The organism is Sphingomonas cynarae (assembly GCF_039537815.1).
Lineage (GTDB): Bacteria > Pseudomonadota > Alphaproteobacteria > Sphingomonadales > Sphingomonadaceae > Sphingomonas > Sphingomonas cynarae.
The window spans coordinates 587,997-611,953 of the sequence record NZ_BAABBF010000001.1 but is presented as its reverse complement, the minus strand read 5'-3'; the positions used below and the strand labels follow the sequence as shown (position 1 = coordinate 611,953).

The following is a 23,957-nucleotide window of genomic DNA, read 5'->3' as shown; positions in this document are numbered from 1 at the left end:
ATGACCGATCCTGACATCCTGATGCCGGCGCCGATGGCGGACGCGGTGATCGCCGCGCTCGACGCGCGCTTCGTGCTGCACCGGCTATGGGAGCAGGCCGATCCCGCCGCCTGTCTGGCGTCCGTGGGTCCGCGCATTCGGGGCATGGCGGTCAGTACGCTGGCGGGCCGGGTCGATGCCGCGTCGTTCGATGCGCTGCCCGCGCTGGAGATCGTTGCCAATTTCGGGGTCGGTTACGACAATATCGATGCCGCCGCCGCCGCGGCGCGCGGGATCGTGGTGACCAACACGCCGGGCGTGCTGGACGAGGAAGTGGCGGACCTAACGATCGGCCTGTTGCTGGCGACGCTGCGCCGGATACCGCAGGCGGACCGGTACGTGCGCGACGGGCACTGGCCGGACGGGTCGTTTCCGCTGTCGCCCACCCTGCGCGGGCGGCGGATCGGCCTGTTGGGGCTGGGCGCGATCGGCAAGGCGGTGGCGCGGCGGCTGGAGGGATTCGGCGTCGCGATCGCCTATCACGGACGGACGCGGCAGGCGGGCGTGGCCTATGACTATCACGATAGCCCCGTCGCGCTGGCGGCGGCGTGCGACGTGCTGATCGCGATCGTCCCCGGCGGGGCGGCGACGCGGCATCTGGTCGACGCGGCGGTGCTGGCCGCGCTGGGTGCCGAGGGCGTGTTCATCAACGTCGCGCGGGGCAGCGTGGTCGATCAGGCGGCCTTGGTCGCGGCGCTGCGCGACGGCACCATCGGCGGTGCGGGGCTGGACGTGTTCGAGGACGAACCGCACGTGCCCGAGGAGTTGCGCGCGATGTCGCAGGTCGTGCTGCTGCCGCATATCGGATCGGCATCGCGCGATACCCGCGCGGCGATGGGGCAATTGGTGGTCGACAACCTGACCAGCTGGTTCGACGGCCATGGCGCGGTGTCGCCGGTATCCGTTCCGGCGGGACCGCGCTGACCGGTCAGGCCGCTGCCGCTTCGGGCAGATCGGTGAGGGTGGAGGACCGGCGGAATTCGCCGCGATGATCGGCCAGCCATGCCTCCGCCGTGGCCCGGCCCAGTTCGCGCAATTCCTCGATCCGCGACCAGCGTGTGTCGATCTTGCTGGCACCGCCGCGCTGCGCCAGTTCCGGCGCCGCCGCCATCATGTGCAGGTTGGTCGCCGCCAGCGCCTGCATTCCCGGATCGCGCGAATGGGCATCGCGGGCGATCGCCTGCACCTGCGTCAGCGCCTTCAGGTCGCGGAGCAGACAGGCGTTGAAACCGATATCGCTCATCCGCCCCATGATCCCGGTGAGCGTCGAGGACACGTCCTCGACCGCGAACGGGGTGATCTGCACGACCAGCAGATCGGTGGCGCCATGCCCTTCGAAGATCAGTGGTTCGAGCGCGGGGTTGGCGGAAAAGCCGCCGTCCCAATAGTCCTCGCCATCGATCTCCACCGCCGCGAACAGTTCGGGCAGGCAGGCGGAGGCCATGATCGCGTCGAGATCGATGGCGTCATTGTCGAACAGGCGGGCCGCGCCATTCGATACCCTGGTGGCCGCGATATAGAGCGGCAACGCCGCCGGGCGAGTCAGTGCCGACAGGTCGATGCTCGACGACACCACCTGGCGCAGCGCACGCATGTCGCGGATGTGCGGGGCGAAGGGCGCGATGTAGCGGCCGAACAGCTTGCTCACCTCCAGCGAGCGGCGGAACCATGGCTCGAACAGTGGCCCACCCCATTCCAGATCGAACGCCTGCAACGGCGAGCTTCGCGATACCGCGCGCCACAGCCGTTCGAGGCCGGCGCGTGCCCCGTCCCGGCCACTGTCCGCCAGCCCGGCGACGAGCGCGCAGCCGTTCAGCGCCCCCGCACTCGCACCGCTGACCGCAACGATCTCGACATCCTCGTCGAGCAGACGATCCAGCACACCCCATCCATAGGCGCCGTGAGCGCCGCCGCCCTGAAGCGCCAGGGCAAGTCGCGGGCGGGCGATGGGGGTGACGATATCAGTCATGGCGGCGTTCCTTTGTCCGTCGCGACACCGATGGGGCGGCAGCGCGCGCGGGTTCATATCCGTTGCGGCCCTAACGAGCGGCCCCTGTTTTGGATGCAGTGCAACATGGAACGTTATCGTCGGAGGCCGGAGCCGGAAATCACGCGGCGATACGGATCGGGGTGACGATCGCCGGGTACGTCACATCACGCGGCCAAGATTGTTGATATGTGAGGGCGCGATGGCGTGGGCTGCCCTTCTCGTCGTTGCTGGCGCAACGACGCAATCTAAGGTCCTGCGCGTGACGCGATTGCTTCGCCACGCTCGCAACGACTGAGTGGGTTTCATGCCATCATGCCTCGCTCCGGCAGACGATCGGCAAATATCTGCAATGACCTACGGCAGCTTTCGATATCCGGCACGGCGCAGGCCTGCTCCGGAGCATATGGATGATGTTGGCAAGGGGCGCCGTCCGGTCGGATGACGCATGGCGGCTGCCGGTCAGCGCCTTCGCTTTATGAAGGCCATCTGCCGCCAGCCATTTGCGGCCATCCCCATTGCAGCGAAGCCACTCATGACCATCCGCTGCGACCGGTCGATGGTCGCGCCGCCATCCCCGAAAACGCAAACGGCCCGCCCGGCTGGATGCCGGGCGGGCCGCGTGGCTAGAACAGGATCGCTAGGATCAGCTGCCCTGCGCCAGGTTGACGGCGGCGTACTTGCCGCGACGATCGACCTCGATTTCGAACTGAAGGCGATCGCCCTCGTTCAGGCTTGCCATACCGGCGCGCTCGACGGCCGAGATGTGCACGAACGCATCGGGCTGGCCATCGTCGCGCTGAATGAAGCCGAAGCCCTTCATCGCGTTGAAGAACTTGACGGTGCCCGTCGCCTTCTCACCGGTCAGCTGACGCTGCGGTGCGCCACCCGGCGCGCCGCCGAAGCCGCCGCGATCGCCACCACCCTGACGGGGGCCACGGTCGCCGAAGCCACCTTCACGCGGCTCGCGCGGGGGCGCACGATCGGTGACGGCCATCGGCTCGCCATCGATCTTGAGCTCGGTCGCCGAGATGCGGCCACCGCGATCGACCAGGGTGAAGCCGAGCGGCTGACCCTCGGCCAGACCGGCCAGACCCGCCTGCTCGACGGCGGAGATGTGCACGAACACGTCCTCGCCGCCGTCATCGCGAACGACGAAGCCGAAGCCCTTCTGCGCGTTGAAGAACTTGACGACACCGGTGCCCTCGCCGACGACCTGGGGGGGCATGCCGCGGCCACCGCCGCCACCGCCGCCGCCGAAACCACCGCCGCCGCCACCAAAGCCGCCGCCACCGCCGCCGCCGCCGCGGTAACCACCGCCGCCGCCACCGCCGCCGAAGCCGCCGCGGTCACCACCGCCGAAGCTGCTGCCGCCGCCGCCGAAGCCGCCACGATCGCCGCCGCCGAAGCTGCTGCCGCCGCCGCCGAAGCCGCCGCGATCACCGCCGCCGAAGCTGCTGCCGCCGCCGAATTCGTCGCCACCGAAGCTGTCACGCTTGTCGCGACCACGTCCGCCACGGTTGCCGCGGCCGCCTTTATCGAAACCCATAAGCCCTGTTCGTCTTCCCGGTTCGCCCGTATGATACTTTATCAAGAACACGAGCCGGACGAAGTGCTCACGGTCTTTAGCGCGAAAACCTTTTGCGCTTACTCGAACGCATAACCGATTTGCCGAACCCCTGCGAACGAATTCGTCATCATTGTGGCAGGATCACGCCGCCCCGCGCGAAAAAAGCGGCGGGGCGTGGCCGTAACGGCACAGCATGGATCATGGCCGCCCGCCACGACGCCCGTCATAGGGCGCCGGTCAAGGTGCCCCGCCTTCGAGCGTCGCCATTGAGCGGAGCGGCGCCAGCGGCTACGGCCGTACTATGACCGTATATTTCCACGAGGAAGACATCCCCGCCGGCCTGTTCGCGCCCGGTGCCAGCATCGCCGTCGATACCGAGACGATGGGCCTCATCACCCCGCGCGACCGGTTGTGCGTGGTGCAGCTGTCGGACGGCGGGCCGGACGAGCATCTGGTGCGATTCGGCCCCGGCAGCGATTATGCCGCACCCGAACTGCGGGCGGTGCTGGCCGATCCGGCGCGGCTGAAGCTATATCATTTCGGCCGGTTCGATATCGCGGCGATCCAGCATTATCTGGGGGTCGTCGCCGGCCCCGCCTGGGACACCAAGATCGCGTCGCGGCTGATCCGTACCTATACCGATCGCCACGGCCTGAAGGAACTGGTGCGCGAACTGCTGGGGCAGGAACTGTCCAAGGCGCAGCAATCGTCCGACTGGGGCGGGCCGGTGCTGTCCGACGCGCAGAAGGAATATGCCGCCTCCGACGTGCGTCATCTCCACCGATTGAAAGAAGAACTGGAGCGCCGGCTGGCGCGCGAGGGACGGCTGGCGATCGCGCAGGCATGCTTCGATTTCCTGCCGGTCCGCGCCGCGCTCGATCTGGCCGGCTGGCCGGAGCAGGACATCTTCGCCCATGCCTGATCCCGCGCGTCCGCGCACGGCCCGCGAGGAATGGGCGGCGCCGGGCAGCCGGCACGACCGCCTCGTCGCGGTGATGCGCGTGGCGTTGCCGACCGGGATCGGCATCCTGTCCGCCTTCCTCGTCATGGCGCCGCTGACCGCGGTGGGCGACGTATCGTTCGTCCTCGACAAGAACAAGGTCGAGGTGGCGCATGAACGGATGAAGATCCAGTCGGCGCGATACCGGGGTCAGGATACGAAGGGCCAGCCGTTCGAACTGGACGCCGGCTCCGCGATCCAGCGCAGCTCGGCCGAACCGGTGGTGCAGTTGCGCGACCTGTCCGCCGGCATCCAGCTGACCGACGGTCCCGCCCGCGTCGTGGCGGGGCAGGGCCATTACGACATGGACACGCAGCGGGTGACGCTGGAGGGGCCGATCGCGGTGCGCGCGGCGGGCGGCTATCGCCTCGACACCAGCAACGCCACCGTCGATCTCGAATCACGGCGGATGCAGAGCGCGGGCGCGGTGACCGGCACGGTGCCGCAGGGGAATTTCAGCGGCAACCGGATGCGCGCCGACCTGGAGGCGCGCACCGTCACGCTCGACGGCAATGCCCGCTTGCGGTTCGTGCCGGGAGGGGCGAAATAGCCCGCCATGCGCATCCCTGCCCTTCTCGTCCCCGGCCTGATCGCCGTTTCGGCCCTTGCGGGTGCGCAGCAGCGGCATGACACCAACGCACCGATCGATTTCGGCGCGGACCATATCGAATTGCAGGACAAGGCGAATCGCGCGGTTCTATCCGGCAACGTGTCGGTCAAACAGGCGGAGATGACGCTGAACGCGACGCGGATGACGGTGGCCTATACCGGCCAGGTCGTCGGCGGCAGCCCACAGGTATCGCGGCTGGACGCCTCGGGCGGGGTCACGGTACGCCGGCCGGACCAGACCGCGAAAAGCCAATATGCGATCTACGACCTCAACCGCCGCGTCATCACGATGCTGGGCGGGGTCAGCCTGACACAGGGTGGTGGCAACACCGTGAATGGCGGGCGGCTGACGATCAACCTCGACACCGGCCGCGCGGTGATCGACGGATCGTCGGTGGCGGGCGGCAGCGGCGGCGCGACCGGAACCGGCGGCGTCACCCCGTCGCGCGGCGGCCGGGTGACGGGCACCTTCTCCGTCCCCCAGCGCAACTGAGGGACAGGTCGATGAACGCTCCTGACGCCCCTGCCCCCCTCCCCGACAGCACCCCCGCAAGCGTCCCGCCGCTGGCCGAACCGCCGGTGGCGCATGGCCTGCAGGTGGTGTCGATCGCCAAATCCTACGACAAGCGCACCGTGCTGACCGACGTGTCAGTCTCGGTCGGGCGGGGCGAGGTGATCGGGCTGCTCGGCCCCAACGGCGCGGGCAAGACGACCTGCTTCTATTCGGTGATGGGGCTGGTGAAGCCCGATTCGGGCCGGATCATGCTGGACGGCGAGGATATCACCGGCCTGCCGATGTACCGGCGCGCGATCCTGGGGCTGGGCTATCTGCCGCAGGAAACCTCGATCTTCCGTGGCCTGTCGATCGAGAAGAACATCCTGACCGTGCTTGAACTGTCGGAGCCGGACCCGGCGGCGCGCACCGCCAAGCTCGACCGGCTGCTCGACGAGTTCGGCCTGACCCGGCTGCGCGCGGCACCGGCGATGGCGCTGTCGGGTGGCGAGCGGCGCCGGGCGGAGATCGCGCGCGCGCTGGCGGCCGATCCGTCGATCATGCTGCTGGACGAGCCGTTCGCGGGCATCGACCCGATCTCGATCGCCGACATCCGCGATCTGGTGCGTGACCTGAAGCGACGCGACATCGGCGTGCTGATCACCGACCACAATGTCCGCGAGACGCTGGATATCGTCGACCGCGCGTACATCATCTATGACGGGCGGGTGCTGTTCTCCGGCAGCCCGGCCGAACTGGTCGCCGATGCGAATGTGCGGCGGCTTTATCTCGGCGAAACCTTCTCCCTCTAGGGTGATGGCGATGCGGCGCAGTCCTTTCCCCCGCCCGCCGTCATGAGCCTCGCGCCGCGTCTCGACCTGCGCCAGTCGCAGTCGCTGGTGATGACGCCGCAGTTGCAGCAGGCGATCAAGCTGCTGACGCTGTCCAATCTGGAGATCGAGGGGTTCATCGCCGAGGAGGTGGAGCGCAACCCCCTGCTGGAGGCGACGCAGACCGACGAGGTGGTGAAACCCGAACGGCCCGAACGCGAGGAGCCGGCGGCGGCCGATGAACTCGTCACGGGCACCGCCGCCGCCGATCCGCTCGACATCGATTACGCGACCGAGAGCCATCAACAGGATTCGGTAGCCGATGGCGGCGGCGGGTTCGATGGCGCGATCGCGGGGAGCGGCGGCGCGGCACCCGAGGATGGCCCCGACCTCGACAGTTTCGCCGACACCAGCCTGAGCCTCGCCGATCATCTGCTGGCGCAGGCGGGGCCGGCGGTGGCGGCGGCCGACCTGTTCATCGCGCAGCACCTGATCGACCAGATCGACGACGCCGGCTATCTGACCGGATCGACGCTCGACATCGCGAGCCGGCTGAGCGTGGCGCAGATGCGGGTGGAGGCGGTGCTGGCGACGATCCAGACCTTCGACCCCACCGGCGTCGGCGCGCGCGATCTGGCCGAATGCCTGACGTTGCAGGCGAAGGAGGCGGATCGATACGATCCCTGCATGGCGAAGCTGATCGCCAATCTCGACCTGCTGGCACGCGGCGACGTCGCGCGGCTGCGGCGACTGTGCAATGTCGACGACGAGGACATGGCCGACATGATCCGCGAACTGCGCGGCTATGATCCCAAGCCCGGTTGCCGGTACGGGGGCGAGGCGTCGCGCGCGGTGGTGCCCGACGTGTTCGTGCGCGCGGCAGGCCATGGCTGGGCGATCGAGGTGAACGGCGCCACCCTGCCCCGCGTGCTCGTCAACCGCCGCTATCATGCGCAACTGGCGCACGGCCCGCAGGACAAGGCGTCGAAGGCGTGGCTGTCCGACTGCCTCGCCAGCGCGACCTGGCTGGTCAAGGCGCTCGACCAGCGGCAGCGCACCATCGTCCGCGTCGCGACCGAGATCGTGAAGCAGCAGGAAGGCTTCTTCCGCCACGGCGTGACGCACCTGAAACCGATGACGTTGCGCCAGATCGCGGACGCGATCGAGATGCACGAATCGACTGTCAGCCGCGTCACCAGCAACAAATATCTGTCCTGCGCGCGCGGAATGTTCGAACTGAAATACTTCTTCACCAGCGCGATTCAGGCGACCGACGGCGGCGATGCGGTGTCGGCACAGGCGGTGAAGAGCGCGATCCGCGCCCTGATCGCGGGCGAAGGCGCCGCGATCCTGTCCGACGATACGCTGGTCGAACAGTTGCAGGCCAGGGGCTTCGACATCGCCCGCCGCACCGTCGCGAAGTATCGCGAGGCGCTGGGGATCGGCAGCTCGGTCCAGCGCCGCCGGGCGCGGACGCTGGGGGGCGGGTGAGCGCAGGCCAAAACACATCGTCATTGCGAGCGTAGCGACGCAATCCAGCGCACCGGGCAAAACCCTGGATTGCTTCGCTACGCTCGCAACGATGGATCAGATGAAAATCGGGGTTACGCCCTCTCAGTTCGGTCCCGCCGCCGCCGGTCCTGCCGCCGCCGCGCTGGTCGGCGGCACCGGCGGGGTGGAGGAGCGGGCGTCGCTGATCGCGTCGTCGTACCAACGTGACAGGTCGACCTTCATTTGGCGAAGTGCGTCGGGGTTGAGATAGGTCATGTGCCCGGCGGGGTAATAGGTGAAGGCGAGGTTCGCCTGTTGCGGGCGTTCCAGCATCATATGGCCGAGATCGTTTTCGGTGCCGAAGAACGGTGTCGCCATGTCGTAATAGCCGTTCATCGACAGGACCTTGAGATACGGATTGGCGCGCATCGCGGCGGCCAGGTCGATCGCGGTGTTCGGGTTGTTCTGGCCACCGCCGCCGCCACGGCCCGGCGCATCGTGCTTCCAGTTCCATGTCCAGCCCGCCGCGTCGCGCGCCGACAGGCGATAGGGCAGCTCGGTCTTGTACTTCAGCGTGCCGGTCAGATAATCGGTGAACGAGGCGATGTACGCACCCGAGATCGCATCGGACGATGCGTCCGTCTCCGGCCGCTCCCCCGCCGCGTCGGTGTCGATCCCGGTATAGCGCGAATCGAACCGGCCGATCGTGCGCGCCTGCCCGCGCAGCAATTCCTTCTGGAAACGCGGCAGGTCGATGCGCAGGTTGGCGCGCTTGATGTAATCGGGGCTGAGGCCGATCAGCCGACTCATCTGATACGCGATCGAGTCGCGTTCCGCGTCGGAGATCGACTGCCCCTTGGCGAGCGCGACCATATACGGCCCGTTCGCGAAGGCGCGTGCCTGCGCGACGGCGGTGGCGACATCGGCGGGGCGATCGGGCAGGCGATTGTGATACCAGGCGGTCGCGGCATAGCTGGGCAGATAGTTCAGATAGACCTGATCCAGCCCCGGCTGGCGATAGCCATAGTTCATGATCGACGACAACAGCACGACACCGTTCAGCGCCATGCCCCGTTCCTGCAACTGATAGGCGAGCGCCCCGGAGCGCAGCGTGCCATAGCTTTCGCCGAACAGGAATTTGGGGCTGCTCCAGCGCCCGAACTTGGTGGCGTAGCGCAGGATCGCCTTGGCGAAGGCGTCGGCATCCTCGTCGGTGCCGTAGAAATCGGACGGCTTCATATCGCCCAGCGGCCGCGAATAACCGGTGCCGATCGCGTCGAGAAAGACCATGTCGGTCTTGTCGAGCAGCGTGTCGGGATTGGGGCCGACGTCATAGGGGGCGGGGCGGATGAATTCCGGGTTGGTGGTGCGGATGCGGATCGGCGCGAACGATCCCATGCGCAGCCAGAAACTGGGACTGCCCGGCCCGCCATTGTAGAAGAACGTCACCGGCCGCCTGGTGCCGGGCTTCGTCCCGTCGAGCGTATAGGCGGTGTAGAACATGCTGGCGGTCGGCTTGCCCTCGATATCGCGGATCGTGAGCGTCCCGGCGGACTCGGTATAGGGCAGCCGCCGGCTGCCGACCGTGACGGTATCGCGGTGCGTCACTTCCTGTTCCGCGACGGGCGCGGTGGCCCAGCCGGCTTCCGCCTCCTGCTTCACCATCTCGGCATGGGATTTCGCGGGCGCAGCGGGTTTGGCGTCCTGCGCCAGGGCAGGTGTGGCGGTGGACAGCAGGGCAAGGGCGAGAAAGGACAGGCGCACGATCGGCAATTCCCCGGATGGTGGATACTGCCTTGTTCCCGCGATCAGCGGCGTTTGGCAAGCGCGTCATCACCGCTGACCCGAATCGGAAAAAGGGCCGCCGGCGCGATGCCGACGACCCTTTCCCGACGAACGCTTCGGGAAGTCGAAGCGATCAGGCGAAGGCGACGTTGCTCTTGCGGCGGCGATAGCGCGCGGTGGCACCGACCATGCCGAAACCGACCAGCATCATCGCCCAGGTGGCTGGTTCCGGCACCGCGGCGGTGAACTTGATGTTGTCCGCTTCCAGCGAGTCGACGCTGGAGGTGAAGCGCACGCCGCCGATCAGTTCGCCCGCATCCGCGGTGAAGGTGAGCAGACGGTTGGTGAGCGGGAAAGCCTGGTTGCCGCTGGGTGAGGCGGGCGCGGTCATCTGGGCGCCGTTGAACGAGCGGAGCAGGTTGCCGCCCAGGTCGAGCACGTCCACCGTGTTCCCCCAGTCGATCGACCCGATGTAGAACGATACCGCCTGATAGCCGGTGATGCCGGCCGCCACCGAGCGGATCACCGACGTGCCACCCGTGGAGATATAGAGGTAGCTGTTGCCGGCAGGGGCACCGAACGGGTTGGCGGCGACGTTCTGGGCGCTGTCGATCATCATCTGCCCGCCGGTACGCAGGAAACCGGCGGGATCGCCGATATTGCCCGTCGTCGCGCTTTCGAAGTTATATTGCGCGCCGTTGGCCGACTGCGCAAACACGGCGGTCGATCCGTTGGTGCCGACCAGCGTGACGGCGTGGGCGGGCATGGCAGCAAAACCGGTGATGGCAGCGGCGATGATAGCGATGTTTTTCATGATGGCGGTTCCCGTAGCAATGTTGCCTGCATCTCCCGAAGTTTCGGGGTCCAATGCCGTGCCCTGCTTTTCGCCTCTTTCCCCAAGACAAGCCAGAACAACTGCTGTCCCCATTTGGGATGGATCATGTCGGGACGATCTATAGCTAAATTATCATTAACCATGATCGTTTACTATTTGCTGATTACTCTCGCAGCGCGCTTACGATCCGATGATACAGGCGACCTTTGCCGAACGCCGCCGCTCCTTTACGGAGGCGCGATGACGAGGATGACACGACGGATCGGTGAATGGATGGCTGCTGCGGCGGTTGCCACGATGCTGGTCGGTTGCGGGCACCGGGAACGGCCGACGCCACCGGCGCCGGCGCCGGAACCCTCACCGACCCCCGCAACACCGCCACCACCACCGCCACCCACGATCAACAGCGGACTGGGGGACGAGGAGGCGCTGTGGCATCTGCGCGCCGCGCTCAATGTCGCTGCGCTCGGCTGTGGCCAGGGACCGGCAGGGGCCGGCATCGTCACCCGCTACAATGCGCTGCTGATCGAGCGGAAGGCGGTGCTGGCCACCGCCTACGCTGCCGAAAAGACCCGGTACGGTGCGGAACGCGGTGCGCTGGACCGGCATATGACGCAATTGTACAATTTCTTCGCCGATCCCGCCGCGCAGCGGGGCTTTTGCGCGGCCGCGGCGGAGGTGGTGGAACGGGTCGCCGCCACCCCCGCCGCCGCCCTGCCGGGTTTCGCGGTGACGGCCCTCGAACAACTGGAACGACCGGTCGTCGCGCCGCGAATGGCCATTGCATCCACGTCGAGGACAGCGGCATCGGCGCCCGAGCCGGCATCGGCGCCAGCCACGGCACCCGCACCCGCAGTGATGGCGGCCGCCACGCCCACCGCGTCGGCATGGCGTATCCAGATCGGTGCGTTCACCGGGCAGGCGGCGGCAGAAGCGGCCTGGGCACGCGCGACGACACGGGTACCCTCGCTGGGCGGATACAGCCCGATCTACCAGCCGGTGCCAGGCAAGCCGCTGGTGCGGGTGCAGGTCGGGGCGGCGGACGACCGGGCGGGAGCGATCCGGCTATGCGCCGCGGCGGCGGCCGGCGGGTTCGACTGCATGCCGGTCACCGCCCGGCGCTAGGCCGCAGTACCCTCGTCATTATGATCCGGCAGACGTGCCACCAGCGCCCGGATCGCCATGCCGGCAAAGGCCACGATATCCTCGCCGTCGATCGTCACCGGACGTTCGGGGGTCAGCAGCGCCTCCGCCTGCAATTCACCATCGAGGCGCAGCCATTCGCGCACCGCATGGTCCAGACTGGTGACCGCGGCGACTTCGCTGTCGCCGCGCGGCACATTCTCCAGCGCGGCGCTCATCCGCCAGTCGATCGTCGCCGGATCGATCATGCCAGATCGTTCTCGCTGACGACGATGATCGCCTGATCGGGATCGCGCGCCAGCGCCACCGCCGCCAGATCCATGATCTGCCCCTCGTGACGGTGGAACAGCGCCACCGCGCGGTCGTCCGGCACCTCGGCGGCGAGCGCCTCGATCAGGTCGTATTGCGCGGCGAAGGCGTACTCGTCCGTATCGGCGCTGGCGGAAAATTCGACGCGACGTTCGTCGACATTGTCGAACACGGTGGCGGGATCGATCAGCAGGGCATCGGCCATGACATACTCCTTCGGCAGGAGCGATGAAGCGCAGGAGTGCGGACGATGTTCCCTCGGCAAGGGCCCTGCCCTTCCGGTCACCGTCGTCAATCGTCCTCGTCCTCGAACCCCACCAGCGCCAGCGCGCGCGCCTTGATCTGGCGGGTCATGCACCAGTGGACCAGCGCCTCCTCGCGCCCGTGCGTCACCCACACCTCCTTCGGCGCGATTTCGGCCAACGTTTCGGTCAGCTCGTCCCAGTCGGCATGGTCGGACAGGATCAGCGGCAGCTCGATATTCTTCTGTACGGCGCGCTGGCGTACCCGCATCCAGCCCGATGCCATCGCGGTGATCGGATCGGGCAGCCGCCGCGACCAGCGGTCGTTGAGCGCGCCGGGCGGGCACATCACGACATGCCCCGCCATCGCCGCCTTCGGCACGTCCGCCACCGGGATCAGTTCGCCCAGCCGGACGCCGTGATCGGCATAGAGCGCGCACAACCGGGCGAGCGCGCCATGGGTATAGATCGGCGCATCGTGGCCGCGGTCGCGAAGCTCGGCGATCACCCGCTGCGCCTTGCCCAGCGCATAGGCGCCGACCAGGATGCAGCGATCGGGATTGGCGTGGAGCCGCGTGATCAGCTTGTCGATCTCGTCGCCGGTGTCGGGATGGCGGAACACCGGCAGCGCGAACGTCGCCTCGGTGACGAACACGTCGCATTTAACCGGCTGGAAGGCGGCGCAGGTCGGGTCAGGGCGGCGCTTGTAGTCGCCGGACACCACCACCCGTTCGCCACGGTGGTCGAGCACGATCTGCGCCGATCCCAGCACATGGCCCGCAGGCACGAAACCGACATCGACCTCGCCCCCCTTGCCATCGGACAGCCGGATCGTCTCGCCATAGGCGACCGGCACCCCGGTCTGCGGGCCATAGCGCGCATCCATGATCGCCAGCGTTTCCGGTGTCGCCCAGACCCGGTCGTGCCCGCCGCGCGCGTGATCGGCATGGCCATGGGTCACCAGCGCGCGGGGCACGGGTTCGGACGGATCGACCCACGCATCGGCGGGGCGGACATAGATGCCGTGCGGATGCGGTTCGATCCAGTCGCCCAGTTTCGCCATGCCCGGTCAACGCGGCACGGGGCCAGGAAGATCAATCCAGGCCGATGATTTGCCGACGGACCGTTTACGAACAGACTCTTATATCGCGACAAGCCGAACCGGGCGCGTCATAAGACCCCGTATATCTGCCCGGCGCCCAGCCGTGGCCAGGAGAGGAAAGACGCATTGTCGGCATCGGACGCCTCGCTGTCAGCCGCACCCGTCGGCCCGGCGCTCACCGGGATCGCCGGGCTGGACGATATCCTGAACGGCGGACTGACCCCCCACCGCATGTATCTGGTCGAAGGGACGCCGGGCACCGGCAAGACCACGCTGGGCCTCGGGTTCTTGCTGGCGGGTGCGGCGATCGGGGAAACGGGGCTGTACGTCACGCTGGCCGAAACCGAGGTCGAACTGCGCGCGGTCGCCGCGACGCACGGCTGGACGCTCGACGCCCTGAACCTGTTCGAGATGGTGCCCGCCGACGGGCTGGGCGAGGATCAGGAACAGACGCTGTTCCACCCCAGCGAGGTGGAACTGGGCGAGACGATCCGCGACGTGATGGCGAAGGTCGATGAACTGCGCCCCAACCGGGTCGTGCTCGACAGCCTGTCCGAACTGCGGCTGCTGGCGCAGAGCCCGATCCGCTACCGCCGCCAGATCCTCGCCCTCAAGCACTTCTTTTCGACCCGGCAATGCACGGTCCTGTTCCTCGACGACAAGAGCGGTAGCGGCAGCGACCTCCAGCTGCACAGTATCGCGCACGGCGTCATCTCGCTCGAACAGACGCTGTCCGGGTTCGGCGCGCAGCGGCGCCGGATGCATGTCGTGAAGATGCGCGGCGTGCGCTATCGCGGCGGCTATCACGATTTCGAGATCGAGCGCGGCGGCCTGTGCATCTATCCGCGCCTCGTCGCGTCCGACCATGCGACGCAGGAGGCGGGGCCGGCGGTATCGACCGGGTCGACGGCGCTCGACGCGCTGCTGGGCGGCGGGCTGGTGCCCGGCACCTCGACGCTGCTGACCGGGCCGGCGGGCGTCGGCAAGACGACCTCGACCGTGCAATGCATGCTGGCCGCGCTGAAGCGGGGCGAGAAGGCCGCCTATTTCCTGTTCGACGAACGGCTGCCGACGCTGCTGGCGCGCAGCCGGACACTGGGCATGGATCTGGACGCCTATATCGAGAGTGGCCAGCTCGACCTGCGCGCGGTCGATCCCGCCGAAATGTCGCCGGGGGAATTCGCCGGCGCGGTTCGCGCCGTGGTGGAGGAACAGGGCGCCAGCGTCGTCGTCATCGACAGCCTGAACGCGTATCTGCAATCGATGCCCAACGAACAGTTCCTGGTGCTCCAGATGCACGAGATGCTGACCTATCTGGGGCAGAAGGGCGTCGTCAGCCTGCTGATCCTGGGGCTGCACGGGGTGATGGGCGATATCCGGTCCGACGTCGATCTCAGCTATCTGTCGGATACCGTCGTCCAGCTCCGCTATTTCGAGGCGCATGGCGAGGTGCGGCAGGCGATCTCGGTCATCAAGACGCGCACCGCCAGGCACGAACGCACCATCCGGGAATTCCAGATCGGCAGTCATGGTCTGCAGCTCGGCGAACCGCTGCGCCAGTTCCAGGGCGTGCTGACCGGGGTGCCCACTTTCTCCGGCGAGGGGAAGACGCTGATGGCCAGCCAGATCGGCACACTGGATGCGCAGCGCTAGATGCCCGAACGCGTCCTGATCCTGGCGCCGCGCGGCCGGGATGCGGCGATCGCGGCGGATCTGCTGGGCCGTCATGGCATCCCGGCGGACATCTGCCCCGATCAGACGGTGCTGGTCGACCAGCTGCGCGACGGCGCGGGCGTCGTGCTGGTGACCGAGGAAGCGCTGACGATCGGCGACATGACCGAACTGTCCGCCTGGGTGGCGGCGCAACCGGCCTGGGCGGATGTGCCGTTCGTGGTGCTGGCGAATGGCGCCCGGGGGCCGCGACCGGCGGTCGCCACAAGGCGGCTCGATGCGCTGGGCAACGTGGTGCTGCTGGAACGGCCACTGCACGCGGAGGCGATGCTGGGCGCCGTGCAATCCGCGCTGAAGGCACGGGCGCGGCAATATGAGGTGCGCGACGCGGCCGACACGCTGGAACGCGCGGTGGTCGAGCGGACACAGGAACTGGCGGCGGCGCGCGACAGTTTGGAAATCGCGCTGGAGGCCGCCGGCATGGGCAGCTGGGATATCGACCTGACGACCGGTGCCGCACGACGGACGCTGCGCCATGATGAGATCTTCGGCTATACCAGGGCATTGCCGGACTGGAACGTCGACACATTTCTGGGTCATGTCGATCCGGCGCAGCGCGACACGGTATCCGCCGCGTTTGACCGCGCGAGGGAAACCGGCTCACTGGATATCGAATGCGCCATCATTTCCGCCACGGGCCAGCATCGCTGGATCGTCGCCAGGGGCCGTGTCCGGTACGACGCGGGCGGCGTCGCGGTGCGGATGACCGGCGTCGTCTCCGACATCACCGACCGCAAGGATGCCGACGCGCAGCTGTTGCAGGCGCAGAAGATGGATGCGATCGGCCAGCTGACCGGCGGTGTCGCACATGATTTCAACAACCTGTTGACGCCGATCGTCGGCAGTCTCGACCTTGTCCGCCGTCGCCACCGCGACGATGAGCGGACGCAGCGGATGGTCGGCGGTGCGCTACAGGCGGCGGAACGCGCGGCGACGCTGACGCAGCGGTTGCTGGCGTTCGCGCGGCGACAGGCGCTGCAACCCCGCGCGGTCGATATCGGCGCGCTGATCGACGGGATCGTCGACCTGATCCGTCGCTCGCTCGGCCCCTCGATCCGGGTCGTGCTGGATGTGCCCCGGCATTTGGCGCGGGCACGGGTCGACCCCAACCAGCTCGAACTCGCGCTGCTGAATCTGGCGATCAATGCGCGTGACGCGATGCCGGGCGGCGGCACGTTGACGCTGTCCGTCACCGACAGCATCGTCGATCGCGGCGGCCCGCCGGGGCTGAAGCCGGGCACCTATGTACGTCTCGTCGCCGCCGACACGGGTGTCGGCATGGACAAGGCGACACTGGCGCGGGCGACCGAGCCGTTCTTCTCGACCAAGGGCGTGGGCAAGGGCACCGGCCTTGGCCTGTCGATGATCCACGGTCTTGCCGCCCAGTCCGGCGGCACGCTGGCGCTGTCGAGCGAACCGGGCGCCGGCACCGCCGTCGAATTGTGGCTGCCCGCGACCGACGAGCCCGCCGCCGATCCGGGCGAACGCCCCGCCGAGCCGGTCGCGGCGCGACGCGCGGCGACGGTATTGCTGGTCGATGACGAGGATCTGGTCCGCGCCGCCACCGCCGACATGCTGCGCGACATCGGCTATACGGTGATCGAGATGGGATCGGGGTCGCAGGCGCTGGCGGCGGTGCGCGCGGGCGCGGAAGCGGACGTGCTGGTCAGCGATTACCTGATGCCCGGCATGACCGGCGGCCAATTGATCCAGGAACTGCGCGGCGGCGGCCATGCCATGCCCGCGCTGCTCGTCACCGGTTATGCCGCCGCGGGGGAGGATGTGCCCGCCGATGTCGCACGGCTGGCAAAACCGTTCCGGCAGGTCGATCTCGCCAGCAGGGTCGACGACCTGTTGCGCCCCGCCCCGCCCGCTGCCGCCACCACGCTGCGGGCGATCAACTGATTGGCGGCAGCCGGTATCGGGTCCTCTACCCCGGCTGCGCCACCTGCGGTCCCGCCTGGGTCGACGGATCGTAGCGCCCGGAATGGGCCTCGATGCTCTGCTGCATGTTACCCAGCAGGGCCAGCGACCGACGGAGGGTATGCGTCGGCTCCTTTTCCTCGACGGCGCTCTCCTGCTTGACCTGCATCGCGCTGTCGATGGCCTCCAGCGCCTGGGGTTTGGTCAGGGCACCATTGTCGAGCAGGCTGTGGATCAGGCTTTCGATCAGCAGCAGGGCCGCCTGCCCCTGTGCATCGGGTTGCGGATGGGTATCCTGCCTGAAGGAGGAATCGGCGTGCGACGTGTTGTTCGTCATCCTTGCGTTTCCGGGCTGATTGATACGGATCGGCGATTTATCCATAGCGGACGGCCCATCGCAAGCCATTGATCCCGTACCAGATCATCAAGCGCATCATCCGTCCCCCGCCCAACCGGCCGCACCTGGGAGAATGACCGATGCCCACCCACCAACATCCCGCGATCGACAGGCCGGCGCAATTGCAGGCGATGCGGGCGGCGGGCCGGGTGGTGTCGATCGGCCGCCGCGTCGCCTTTGCCGAGGCGACGCTGCGCGATGGCAAGGGCCGGCTATGTGCCTCGGCGACATCGACATTGCTCGTTTTCGCGCTGCCGGATTGACCGCCGCACCCGACCCGCTACCCCTGATATGGTGACGAGGAACCGCTATTACGCCGGCCCGCCGAGCGACCATTTCGATGGCGTCCGCTTCTTCAACCCCGATCAGCCGGCGACCGGGCGGGGGCTGCGCGACATGCTGCGCTGGAAGCTGGCAGGGGCGGCGCAACGCTGGCCGACGATGGTGCCGGTGACGCCGGCGGTACCGGCGGCGCGGGTGCCGGGCATCCGCGTCACCATGGTCGGCCATGCGTCGCTGCTGATCCAGGTGGCGGGGGTCAACATCCTGACCGATCCGGTATGGTCGCAGCGGGCCAGCCCGTTCCGCTTCGCCGGACCGACGCGGGTGACCGCGCCCGGCATCGCCTTTGCGGATCTGCCCCCGATCGACGTCGTGCTGCTCAGTCATTGCCATTACGATCATATGGACATCGCGACGCTGCGCCGGTTGCAGGCCGTCCATGCGCCGCTGATGGCGATGCCGCTGGGCAACGATGCGATCGTGCGCGCCGCGATTCCCGATGCACGATGCATCGTCGGCGACTGGTGGGAACGGCTGGACCTGGGCGGCGGGATATCGACCACGCTGACACCGGCCCATCACTGGGCGAACCGCTGGCCCTCCGACGTGCGCATGGCGTTGTGGGCGGGGCACCATCTGACGGCGCCTGTCGGCACGATCTGGTTCGCGGGCGACACCGGCTATGGCGACGGCCGGCTATTTGCGGATATCAAGGCGCGGCTGGCGGCGCCCGACATGGCGTTGATCCCGATCGGCGCCTATGAACCGCGATGGTTCATGGCCGAACAGCATGTCGATCCGGCCGAGGCGGTTCGCATCTTCCGCGACGTGGCGGCGAAGCAGGCGCTGGGTATCCATTGGGGTACCTTCCAGCTGACTGACGAGGCGCGCGAGGCACCGCGGCTGGCGCTGGCCACCGCCCTGTCCGCCGCCGGCATTCCGCCCCGCCGCTTCGTCGCCGCGCATCCGGGGGGCGTGTACGACTGGACAGACACTTAGCGACCGGCAGGTGAAATCGATATCTTTTCATGGAGATAGGACGGGGCGGACCATGTCGGCGCCCGCTGCGTTCCCCGTGCCGGAGGTAGCGATGACCGAAGACGACGAGAAATGGATGCGCATGGCGATCGAGGTCGCCCGCTCGAAGGGATCGGACCCGGCATCGTCCCCGCTCGGCGCGGTGATCGTGCTGGACGGCAAGGTGCTCGCCGCCGAGCGCAACCAGACCCAGGACCTGCCCGATGCCACCGCCCATGCGGAGATGATGGCGATCCGCCGCGCCTGCGAGGGAACGGGCGAAATGGAGCTGCGCGGCGCGACCCTGTATTCGACGCTGCAACCCTGCGGGATGTGCACGATGGCGTCGATCTGGTCCAAGGTCGGGCGCGTCGTCTACGGCGCCGGGGCGGCCGACGTGCATCCGATGTATTTCGAGACGCGGCATGTCGACACGCTCGATTTCGTGCGCAAGGCCTATCGCGACGACCTCGTCATCGAGGGCGGATGCCTGCGCGATGAGTGCGCGACGCTCTATTACCACCCCGACGACGATCTGCCTGCCGACGAACAGGCCAATCTGTAGGCACCTACCAGAAGCGGCTTCCCGGCCCGCCCTTGAACGGACCGGCGAGGTCGGGTGTTATCCAGCCTCCGTAGAAGCCGCCATCCTGCGGCACGACCTGCACCCCGTCGACGGTGCAGACGTCGAGCGGCGCGGGATAGAAGGCGATATGATCGCGCAGGGGTTCGAAAGCGGGGGTGGGCGCGGGATAGCTCCACGCCACGTCCTCGATCACGGTGCCGTCGACCACCAGATCATAATAGACCGCCTGCCCCTTCCACTCGCAGAACGATCCGCGCGCGGAAGGGCGGAGCGCCGTCATCAGGATATCCGAGGGCGGCAGATAATAGCCGGGTGGATGACTGGTTTCCAGCGTGCGGACGCTGGCCCTGGTGTCGGCGATGACAAGGCCGCGATGCTCGATGCGGATGTGGCGGGCGCACCGCTCCGCGATCGCCGGTCGCGGATAAGACCAGACGCTCTCCTGCCCCGGCGCGGGCCGGTCGGGCACCGGCCTCATGCCGACACCCGGTCGCGCATGATCGACTGGAGCCGGGGCCGGATGCGCAGGAACAGCAGATAGGCCCGTTCCAGCCCGGCAAGCACCAGCGGACTGCGCGCCGCGATCCCCAGCGGCCGCAACAACGGGATGGCCCGCCACATCGCCGCGAACGCCGCCGCGCCGGACAATAATTGTCCATCCTCGCGGGCGTGGAAGCGGGCGAGCATCGTGCGGCGATCGATCGGGCACGAACCGGCGGGATCGCTGGCATCGATGAAATCGATCGCCCCGCGCCGGTCCAGCCGCCGCATCAGCGCGATCTCCCGCTGGCACAGGGGGCAGGCACCATCATGCCAGACGGTGACGCGGGTCATGCCGCGTTCCGTTCCCGGATACGTTCGGCTAGCAGGGTGGCGAACCCCAGCCACGCGACGAACGGCACCGCCAGCGCCGCCGCCGGCCGGTCGACGCGGCCGGCCGCCGCGACATAACCGGCACCGGTCGCGATCATCGCCGCCGACGCCGCCGCGCTGGCCCCCAGCGCCTTTCGCCGGAAGAACAACTCGGTCCAGCCGCCGATCATCGCCGTGTTGAGCAGCCAGAGGCCGACGGCGATGTTGCGGCCATCGCTCGCCGGTTGCCGCAACAGGCGATAGCCGCCGATGCCCAGCCCCGTCTCCAGCACCGGCCACACCGCGCCGAAGGCGGCATCGGGCGGCGTATAGGCGGGCTTGTCGAGCCGTTTGTACCAGCGACGGATGCCGGGATGCGACGGATCGGGGGCGTTGCGCCGGCCGAGCCAGGCGCTGGCGCCCAACACCGCCGCCACGGCGGCGAACGCCAGCGGACGCGACAGGCCGGCACGGGCGGGGTCGATATCGGCGTCGGGCATGGCAAACTATCCTTGCGTGGCGGGCGCGATGCCCATCACCCAAGCGCAGCGGGCGCGCCGACGTTCCCTCGCCCCGACCGCCGTGACGATCATCGACCGTGGCCATGGATCATGGAGGCTCACCGATAGTTGACCCCCGCGTCGGCATCCCGTCGTCACTTTCGCCAAGGACATGCTCATGTCGGTTATGCTCAGCGCCACGTTCGATACCCGCCGCAATGCCGAAATGACGGTGGAGCGACTGGTTCAGCAGTTCGATCTCGATCGTGCCGCCGTGTTCATCACCACCGAGGGTGATCGCAACAGCGTCGGCGAGGAACAGGCGGGCTCGGACACCGAAGCCGGCGCGCCCAGCGCGGAAAATCGCGACGATGCCCCGCTGAACGGCGCGATCGTGGTGACCGTGGAAGTCGGGGACGAACAGACCGCCGAGGAAGTCCGCGATGCGTTCGGCGAGTTCGATTCGGCGGGCGTGGTGGAAACCGAGGACGCCGGCTGACCGGACCAGATACCGGCCCGACAAGCCGGTGTTCCGGCGGCGACATCATGTACGCGATGTCACCCGCCGCCGGATCGCCGCCGCCACGGACGCAGCCCCCGTTGCCGCGACCGGGGCCGCGGACGGGGGATCAGGATGGAGTGATACCGTTTGTCCCGCTGCCGGCCGGATGACCGGCCGGCAGCGGGACGATCCGGCTCACCGCACCGCGCCGCGACGAAAGAGGTTGATGAGCGCGAGCAGTACGATCGCGCCGATCAGCGAGACGACGACCGACTGGATGCTGATGACGCCACTGGTGATCGGTGCCCCGCCGATCAGCGGCGTCACGATGAACCCGGCCAGTACCGCCCCGACGATCCCGACCACGATGTTGAGCAGGATGCCCTGCTGGCCGTCGGTGCGCATCACCATGCTGGCGACCCAGCCGATCACGCCGCCGACGACGAGAAGTATGATGAGACCCATGTTCGTTCCTTCACGCTGTTTACCAAGTGAGGGTTAAACCGTCGTCGGTCCCATGATGTTCAGATCGCGAAATCCGGGCGATGCCGGTGGATAGTATGCCTGCACCACTCGGGCTGGTAGCGAACCATGGAACCGGGTGCGGGCATCGCACGCTTGATGCGCCATGCCATCACATCCCGCACCCGGTCTCCGCCATCTCGAACAGCTGATGGCGCAATTGATGGACGGTGTGATCCTGCTCGATCCGACCGGCACCATCCTCGGCGCCAACCCCGCCGCGTTGCGGATGCACGGGCTGGACGATGCGGCCGGACTGGGATCGACCGCGGAGGATTATGCCGGCCGCTTCTCGCTGCGCGCGGCGGATGGCCGGCCCCTGCGGCATCGCGACTATCCGCTGTTCCGCCTGCTCGCCGGCGAACCGTTTCCGGACGAGATCGTGCAGGTCGCCCCCGCCGGGGAAGACGAGGCGCGCTGGGTCCATCAGGTACGCGACGTCATCATGGACGAGGACGGGGGCGAGGCCGACTATCTCGCGCTGGTCATCAGCGACGTATCCGCCCGCTTCGACGCCGAAACCCGGTTCAACGCGATGTTCCAGGCCAATCCCGCGCCGGCGCTGGTGCTCGGACTGGCCGATCTGCGGATCGCGCGGGCCAATCCCGGCTTCCTTGCCCTGACCGGCTTCGCCGGCGAGCAATTGCACGGCAGATCGCTGTTCGCCCTCGATCTGCTCGGCGGTCTCGCCGATCCGGCCGACGTGCGCCGCCGCATCGCGGCTGGCGAGATCGTGCCGCAGGCGGAAGCCGACCTTCTCGTCGCCGACGGATCGCGACGGCTGGTGCTGTTCGCCGGCCAGCCGATCGACGTGACCGGCGAGGATGCGCTGCTACTGACCTTCGCCGACCTGGAACCGCGCCACCGGGCGGAAGCGGCATTGGCGGCAAGCGAACGGCATCTGGTCGCGGTGTTCGAGATGGCGCCGGTCGCGATGGCGATCACCCGCGACGCGGACCGGCGGATTTCCCGGGTCAACGCCGCGTTCCGCGAATTGACCGGGCATGACGCGGCGGCGGCGACGCATACGTTCGAGGATCTCGGTCTGTGGGATGACGACACGCCGCGCGCGGCGCTGGATGCCGCGATCGTCGACCGGGGCCGGCTGCGCGCTGGCGAGGCACGGTTGCGGCAGCGCGACGGCGGTGCGATCGACTGCCTCGTCGCGGCAGAGACGATCGACGTCGACGGCGCGGCCTGCATCCTCTGGGCGTTCGAGGACGTCACCGAGCGCCGCCGCACCGAAACCGAACTGGCCGGCGCGATCGACGAGGTGATGAAGGACGCCAGTTGGCTCAGCCGCTCGATCCTCGACAAGCTGGCGACGCTGCGACGTCCACAGACCCAGGCACCACCGTCCGACCTCACCCCGCGTGAACGGGAAATCCTCGACCTGATCTGCGACGATCTGGACGATGCCGCGATCGCCGCCCGGCTCAGCCTGTCGCGCAACACGGTGCGCAACCACGTCGCCAGCATCTATGCCAAGACCGGCGTCAACCGGCGCAGCGGCGCGGTGGTGTGGGGGCGCGAACGCGGCATGGGATCGCGCCGCGCCTGACGGGGGCGTGACGCCCCCCCTTTCCCCGCGCCCGATCCTTCCTATCTCGCCCTCCCTATCCCGGATGGAACGATGCCCCCTTATCCCCTGATCCTCGCGATCGGTGACAGTCTGGTCGCCGGTTATGGCCTTGCGACCACCGATGGCTTCGCCATGCAGCTGGAACGGCGGCTGCGCACCGTCCATCCCGCCGCCACGATCATCAATGCCGGCCGGTCGGGCGACACGACCGCCGACGTCCTCCATCGCCTGCCGTCGGTGATGTCGCGCCTGACATCGCCTCCTGATCTGGCGATCGTGCAGGTCGGGCCGAATGACGTGCTGCGACAGGTACCGCCCGCCACCACCCGTGCCGGGCTGGACGCGATCCTCGTCGAGCTTGGTCGTTGCGGCATACCCGTGTTGCTGACGAGGGTCGCGCCGCCGCCGATCCTGCACGACCGCGCCCGCCATCACCTGGGCATCCACGAGGAACTGGCCACGCGCCACGGGGCAACGTGTCGCGACTTCTTCCCCGCCGGCATTCTGGGCCGTACGGATATGGTGCTGGCCGATCGCATCCATCCCAACGCCGCCGCCATCCATCTGGTCGTCGATGCGATGCTGCCGACCGTGCTGCGGATGCTGGGCGAGGGCTGATCGACGATTA

General features: G+C 68.1%; 27 protein-coding genes. 15 read left to right on the top strand and 12 right to left on the bottom strand.

Features of this window, described 5'->3' with window-relative positions:
• A complete protein-coding gene (locus ABD719_RS02845) occupies positions 1–963 on the top strand; it encodes a 2-hydroxyacid dehydrogenase (RefSeq protein WP_344691847.1) in 963 nt (320 codons plus the stop codon).
• A gap of 4 nt (positions 964–967) precedes the next feature.
• Here the strand turns inward: ABD719_RS02845 and ABD719_RS02840 are convergent, their stop codons facing one another.
• Positions 968–2,008: a patatin-like phospholipase family protein gene (locus tag ABD719_RS02840; RefSeq protein WP_344691846.1), complete on the bottom strand. Its 1,041-nt coding sequence runs from the start codon at positions 2,006–2,008 to the stop codon at positions 968–970.
• 664 nt (positions 2,009–2,672) lie between these two features.
• Positions 2,673–3,575 carry a cold-shock protein gene (locus ABD719_RS02835; RefSeq protein ID WP_344691845.1) on the bottom strand — a complete coding sequence of 301 codons (903 nt, stop codon included), beginning with the start codon at positions 3,573–3,575 and terminating at the stop codon, positions 2,673–2,675.
• 322 nt (positions 3,576–3,897) lie between these two features.
• On the opposite strand from ABD719_RS02835, the gene ABD719_RS02830 reads away from it, so the two are divergent.
• Genes ABD719_RS02830 through rpoN form a run of 5 tightly spaced genes read left to right on the top strand, consistent with a single transcriptional unit; the run spans position 3,898 to position 8,019 of the window.
• Positions 3,898–4,518 carry a ribonuclease D gene (locus ABD719_RS02830; RefSeq protein WP_344691844.1) on the top strand — a complete coding sequence of 207 codons (621 nt, stop codon included), beginning with the start codon at positions 3,898–3,900 and terminating at the stop codon, positions 4,516–4,518.
• The gene (gene lptC / locus ABD719_RS02825; protein WP_344691843.1) at positions 4,511–5,146 is read left to right on the top strand and encodes an LPS export ABC transporter periplasmic protein LptC; all 636 of its coding nucleotides are present in this window, start codon (positions 4,511–4,513) and stop codon (positions 5,144–5,146) included. Before ABD719_RS02830 ends, lptC begins: the two co-directional genes overlap by 8 nt.
• A gap of 6 nt (positions 5,147–5,152) precedes the next feature.
• Entirely contained in the window at positions 5,153–5,698 is a 546-nt protein-coding gene (locus tag ABD719_RS02820) for an LptA/OstA family protein (protein WP_344691842.1), read from the top strand.
• A gap of 11 nt (positions 5,699–5,709) precedes the next feature.
• A complete protein-coding gene (gene lptB / locus ABD719_RS02815) occupies positions 5,710–6,510 on the top strand; it encodes an LPS export ABC transporter ATP-binding protein (RefSeq protein WP_344691841.1) in 801 nt (266 codons plus the stop codon).
• Between the two features lie 42 nt (positions 6,511–6,552).
• Positions 6,553–8,019 (top strand): RNA polymerase factor sigma-54, encoded by a 1,467-nt coding sequence (rpoN, locus tag ABD719_RS02810; protein WP_344691840.1) that lies wholly within the window; start codon positions 6,553–6,555, stop codon positions 8,017–8,019.
• A gap of 123 nt (positions 8,020–8,142) precedes the next feature.
• Here the strand turns inward: rpoN and ABD719_RS02805 are convergent, their stop codons facing one another.
• Both ABD719_RS02805 and ABD719_RS02800 read right to left on the bottom strand, forming a co-directional pair.
• Positions 8,143–9,783, bottom strand: a complete 1,641-nt coding sequence (locus ABD719_RS02805; protein ID WP_344691838.1) for a S10 family peptidase — start codon at positions 9,781–9,783, stop codon at positions 8,143–8,145.
• Between the two features lie 154 nt (positions 9,784–9,937).
• Complete coding sequence (locus ABD719_RS02800; RefSeq protein ID WP_344691837.1) at positions 9,938–10,618, bottom strand: PEPxxWA-CTERM sorting domain-containing protein; 681 nt, start codon at positions 10,616–10,618, stop codon at positions 9,938–9,940.
• 261 nt (positions 10,619–10,879) lie between these two features.
• Between ABD719_RS02800 and ABD719_RS02795 the strand changes: the two genes are divergently transcribed.
• The gene (locus ABD719_RS02795) at positions 10,880–11,764 is read left to right on the top strand and encodes an SPOR domain-containing protein (protein WP_344691836.1); all 885 of its coding nucleotides are present in this window, start codon (positions 10,880–10,882) and stop codon (positions 11,762–11,764) included.
• Here the strand turns inward: ABD719_RS02795 and ABD719_RS02790 are convergent.
• From ABD719_RS02790 to ABD719_RS02780, 3 genes are all read right to left on the bottom strand, one after another.
• Positions 11,761–12,030: a hypothetical protein gene (locus ABD719_RS02790; RefSeq protein WP_344691835.1), complete on the bottom strand. Its 270-nt coding sequence runs from the start codon at positions 12,028–12,030 to the stop codon at positions 11,761–11,763. The two genes, ABD719_RS02795 and ABD719_RS02790, sit on opposite strands and share 4 nt — an antisense overlap.
• Positions 12,027–12,296 carry a hypothetical protein gene (locus ABD719_RS02785; protein WP_344691834.1) on the bottom strand — a complete coding sequence of 90 codons (270 nt, stop codon included), beginning with the start codon at positions 12,294–12,296 and terminating at the stop codon, positions 12,027–12,029. Before ABD719_RS02785 ends, ABD719_RS02790 begins: the two co-directional genes overlap by 4 nt.
• 86 nt (positions 12,297–12,382) lie before the next feature.
• Positions 12,383–13,396: a ligase-associated DNA damage response exonuclease gene (locus ABD719_RS02780; RefSeq protein WP_344691833.1), complete on the bottom strand. Its 1,014-nt coding sequence runs from the start codon at positions 13,394–13,396 to the stop codon at positions 12,383–12,385.
• 165 nt (positions 13,397–13,561) lie between these two features.
• Here ABD719_RS02780 and ABD719_RS02775 point away from each other — a divergent pair, with 165 nt between their 5' ends.
• Both ABD719_RS02775 and ABD719_RS02770 read left to right on the top strand, forming a co-directional pair.
• Complete coding sequence (locus ABD719_RS02775; protein WP_344691832.1) at positions 13,562–15,088, top strand: ATPase domain-containing protein; 1,527 nt, start codon at positions 13,562–13,564, stop codon at positions 15,086–15,088.
• Complete coding sequence (locus ABD719_RS02770) at positions 15,089–17,071, top strand: PAS domain-containing hybrid sensor histidine kinase/response regulator (protein ID WP_344691831.1); 1,983 nt, start codon at positions 15,089–15,091, stop codon at positions 17,069–17,071. It begins immediately after the preceding gene.
• A 25-nt stretch (positions 17,072–17,096) separates the two neighbouring features.
• Here the strand turns inward: ABD719_RS02770 and ABD719_RS02765 are convergent, their stop codons facing one another.
• Complete coding sequence (locus ABD719_RS02765) at positions 17,097–17,426, bottom strand: hypothetical protein (RefSeq protein ID WP_344691830.1); 330 nt, start codon at positions 17,424–17,426, stop codon at positions 17,097–17,099.
• A 140-nt stretch (positions 17,427–17,566) separates the two neighbouring features.
• On the opposite strand from ABD719_RS02765, the gene ABD719_RS02760 reads away from it, so the two are divergent.
• From ABD719_RS02760 to ABD719_RS02750, 3 genes are all read left to right on the top strand, one after another.
• Positions 17,567–17,749: a PaaI family thioesterase gene (locus ABD719_RS02760; protein WP_344691829.1), complete on the top strand. Its 183-nt coding sequence runs from the start codon at positions 17,567–17,569 to the stop codon at positions 17,747–17,749.
• A gap of 28 nt (positions 17,750–17,777) precedes the next feature.
• Entirely contained in the window at positions 17,778–18,767 is a 990-nt protein-coding gene (locus ABD719_RS02755) for an MBL fold metallo-hydrolase (protein WP_344691828.1), read from the top strand.
• 91 nt (positions 18,768–18,858) lie between these two features.
• Entirely contained in the window at positions 18,859–19,350 is a 492-nt protein-coding gene (locus ABD719_RS02750) for a nucleoside deaminase (protein ID WP_344691827.1), read from the top strand.
• Between the two features lie 4 nt (positions 19,351–19,354).
• Here ABD719_RS02750 and ABD719_RS02745 read toward each other — a convergent pair whose 3' ends face one another.
• Genes ABD719_RS02745 through ABD719_RS02735 form a run of 3 tightly spaced genes read right to left on the bottom strand, consistent with a single transcriptional unit; the run spans position 19,355 to position 20,723 of the window.
• Complete coding sequence (locus ABD719_RS02745) at positions 19,355–19,849, bottom strand: DUF427 domain-containing protein (protein WP_344691826.1); 495 nt, start codon at positions 19,847–19,849, stop codon at positions 19,355–19,357.
• A complete protein-coding gene (locus tag ABD719_RS02740; protein WP_344691825.1) occupies positions 19,846–20,205 on the bottom strand; it encodes a thiol-disulfide oxidoreductase DCC family protein in 360 nt (119 codons plus the stop codon). The genes ABD719_RS02745 and ABD719_RS02740 overlap by 4 nt, the downstream gene beginning before the upstream one ends.
• The gene (locus ABD719_RS02735) at positions 20,202–20,723 is read right to left on the bottom strand and encodes a TspO/MBR family protein (protein ID WP_344691824.1); all 522 of its coding nucleotides are present in this window, start codon (positions 20,721–20,723) and stop codon (positions 20,202–20,204) included. The genes ABD719_RS02740 and ABD719_RS02735 overlap by 4 nt, the downstream gene beginning before the upstream one ends.
• Positions 20,724–20,901: 178 nt before the next feature.
• Here ABD719_RS02735 and ABD719_RS02730 point away from each other — a divergent pair, with 178 nt between their 5' ends.
• Positions 20,902–21,222: a hypothetical protein gene (locus ABD719_RS02730; RefSeq protein ID WP_344691823.1), complete on the top strand. Its 321-nt coding sequence runs from the start codon at positions 20,902–20,904 to the stop codon at positions 21,220–21,222.
• Between the two features lie 198 nt (positions 21,223–21,420).
• On the opposite strand, the gene ABD719_RS02725 is transcribed toward ABD719_RS02730, so the two are convergent.
• Entirely contained in the window at positions 21,421–21,690 is a 270-nt protein-coding gene (locus tag ABD719_RS02725) for a GlsB/YeaQ/YmgE family stress response membrane protein (protein WP_344691822.1), read from the bottom strand.
• A 163-nt stretch (positions 21,691–21,853) separates the two neighbouring features.
• Between ABD719_RS02725 and ABD719_RS02720 the strand changes: the two genes are divergently transcribed.
• Together ABD719_RS02720 and ABD719_RS02715 are read left to right on the top strand one after the other, a co-directional pair.
• Positions 21,854–23,308, top strand: coding sequence for a PAS domain S-box protein (locus ABD719_RS02720; RefSeq protein ID WP_344691820.1), 1,455 nt, complete (start codon positions 21,854–21,856; stop codon positions 23,306–23,308).
• A gap of 72 nt (positions 23,309–23,380) precedes the next feature.
• The gene (locus ABD719_RS02715; protein WP_344691819.1) at positions 23,381–23,947 is read left to right on the top strand and encodes a GDSL-type esterase/lipase family protein; all 567 of its coding nucleotides are present in this window, start codon (positions 23,381–23,383) and stop codon (positions 23,945–23,947) included.
• The last annotated feature ends 10 nt before the right edge of the window (positions 23,948–23,957 follow it).

What these genes read in the sequence shown, in the direction of transcription:
- ABD719_RS02845 (WP_344691847.1), top strand. Translation starts at nt 1, where the DNA reads ATGACCGATCCTGACATCCTGATGCCGGCGCCGATGGCGGACGCGGTG.
- ABD719_RS02840 (WP_344691846.1), bottom strand. Translation starts at nt 2,008, where the DNA reads ATGACTGATATCGTCACCCCCATCGCCCGCCCGCGACTTGCCCTGGCG.
- ABD719_RS02835 (WP_344691845.1), bottom strand. Translation starts at nt 3,575, where the DNA reads ATGGGTTTCGATAAAGGCGGCCGCGGCAACCGTGGCGGACGTGGTCGC.
- ABD719_RS02830 (WP_344691844.1), top strand. Translation starts at nt 3,898, where the DNA reads ATGACCGTATATTTCCACGAGGAAGACATCCCCGCCGGCCTGTTCGCG.
- lptC (WP_344691843.1), top strand. Translation starts at nt 4,511, where the DNA reads ATGCCTGATCCCGCGCGTCCGCGCACGGCCCGCGAGGAATGGGCGGCG.
- ABD719_RS02820 (WP_344691842.1), top strand. Translation starts at nt 5,153, where the DNA reads ATGCGCATCCCTGCCCTTCTCGTCCCCGGCCTGATCGCCGTTTCGGCC.
- lptB (WP_344691841.1), top strand. Translation starts at nt 5,710, where the DNA reads ATGAACGCTCCTGACGCCCCTGCCCCCCTCCCCGACAGCACCCCCGCA.
- rpoN (WP_344691840.1), top strand. Translation starts at nt 6,553, where the DNA reads ATGAGCCTCGCGCCGCGTCTCGACCTGCGCCAGTCGCAGTCGCTGGTG.
- ABD719_RS02800 (WP_344691837.1), bottom strand. Translation starts at nt 10,618, where the DNA reads ATGAAAAACATCGCTATCATCGCCGCTGCCATCACCGGTTTTGCTGCC.
- ABD719_RS02795 (WP_344691836.1), top strand. Translation starts at nt 10,880, where the DNA reads ATGACGAGGATGACACGACGGATCGGTGAATGGATGGCTGCTGCGGCG.
- ABD719_RS02790 (WP_344691835.1), bottom strand. Translation starts at nt 12,030, where the DNA reads ATGATCGATCCGGCGACGATCGACTGGCGGATGAGCGCCGCGCTGGAG.
- ABD719_RS02785 (WP_344691834.1), bottom strand. Translation starts at nt 12,296, where the DNA reads ATGGCCGATGCCCTGCTGATCGATCCCGCCACCGTGTTCGACAATGTC.
- ABD719_RS02780 (WP_344691833.1), bottom strand. Translation starts at nt 13,396, where the DNA reads ATGGCGAAACTGGGCGACTGGATCGAACCGCATCCGCACGGCATCTAT.
- ABD719_RS02770 (WP_344691831.1), top strand. Translation starts at nt 15,089, where the DNA reads ATGCCCGAACGCGTCCTGATCCTGGCGCCGCGCGGCCGGGATGCGGCG.
- ABD719_RS02765 (WP_344691830.1), bottom strand. Translation starts at nt 17,426, where the DNA reads ATGACGAACAACACGTCGCACGCCGATTCCTCCTTCAGGCAGGATACC.
- ABD719_RS02760 (WP_344691829.1), top strand. Translation starts at nt 17,567, where the DNA reads ATGCCCACCCACCAACATCCCGCGATCGACAGGCCGGCGCAATTGCAG.
- ABD719_RS02755 (WP_344691828.1), top strand. Translation starts at nt 17,778, where the DNA reads ATGGTGACGAGGAACCGCTATTACGCCGGCCCGCCGAGCGACCATTTC.
- ABD719_RS02750 (WP_344691827.1), top strand. Translation starts at nt 18,859, where the DNA reads ATGACCGAAGACGACGAGAAATGGATGCGCATGGCGATCGAGGTCGCC.
- ABD719_RS02745 (WP_344691826.1), bottom strand. Translation starts at nt 19,849, where the DNA reads ATGAGGCCGGTGCCCGACCGGCCCGCGCCGGGGCAGGAGAGCGTCTGG.
- ABD719_RS02740 (WP_344691825.1), bottom strand. Translation starts at nt 20,205, where the DNA reads ATGACCCGCGTCACCGTCTGGCATGATGGTGCCTGCCCCCTGTGCCAG.
- ABD719_RS02735 (WP_344691824.1), bottom strand. Translation starts at nt 20,723, where the DNA reads ATGCCCGACGCCGATATCGACCCCGCCCGTGCCGGCCTGTCGCGTCCG.
- ABD719_RS02730 (WP_344691823.1), top strand. Translation starts at nt 20,902, where the DNA reads ATGTCGGTTATGCTCAGCGCCACGTTCGATACCCGCCGCAATGCCGAA.
- ABD719_RS02725 (WP_344691822.1), bottom strand. Translation starts at nt 21,690, where the DNA reads ATGGGTCTCATCATACTTCTCGTCGTCGGCGGCGTGATCGGCTGGGTC.
- ABD719_RS02720 (WP_344691820.1), top strand. Translation starts at nt 21,854, where the DNA reads ATGCCATCACATCCCGCACCCGGTCTCCGCCATCTCGAACAGCTGATG.
- ABD719_RS02715 (WP_344691819.1), top strand. Translation starts at nt 23,381, where the DNA reads ATGCCCCCTTATCCCCTGATCCTCGCGATCGGTGACAGTCTGGTCGCC.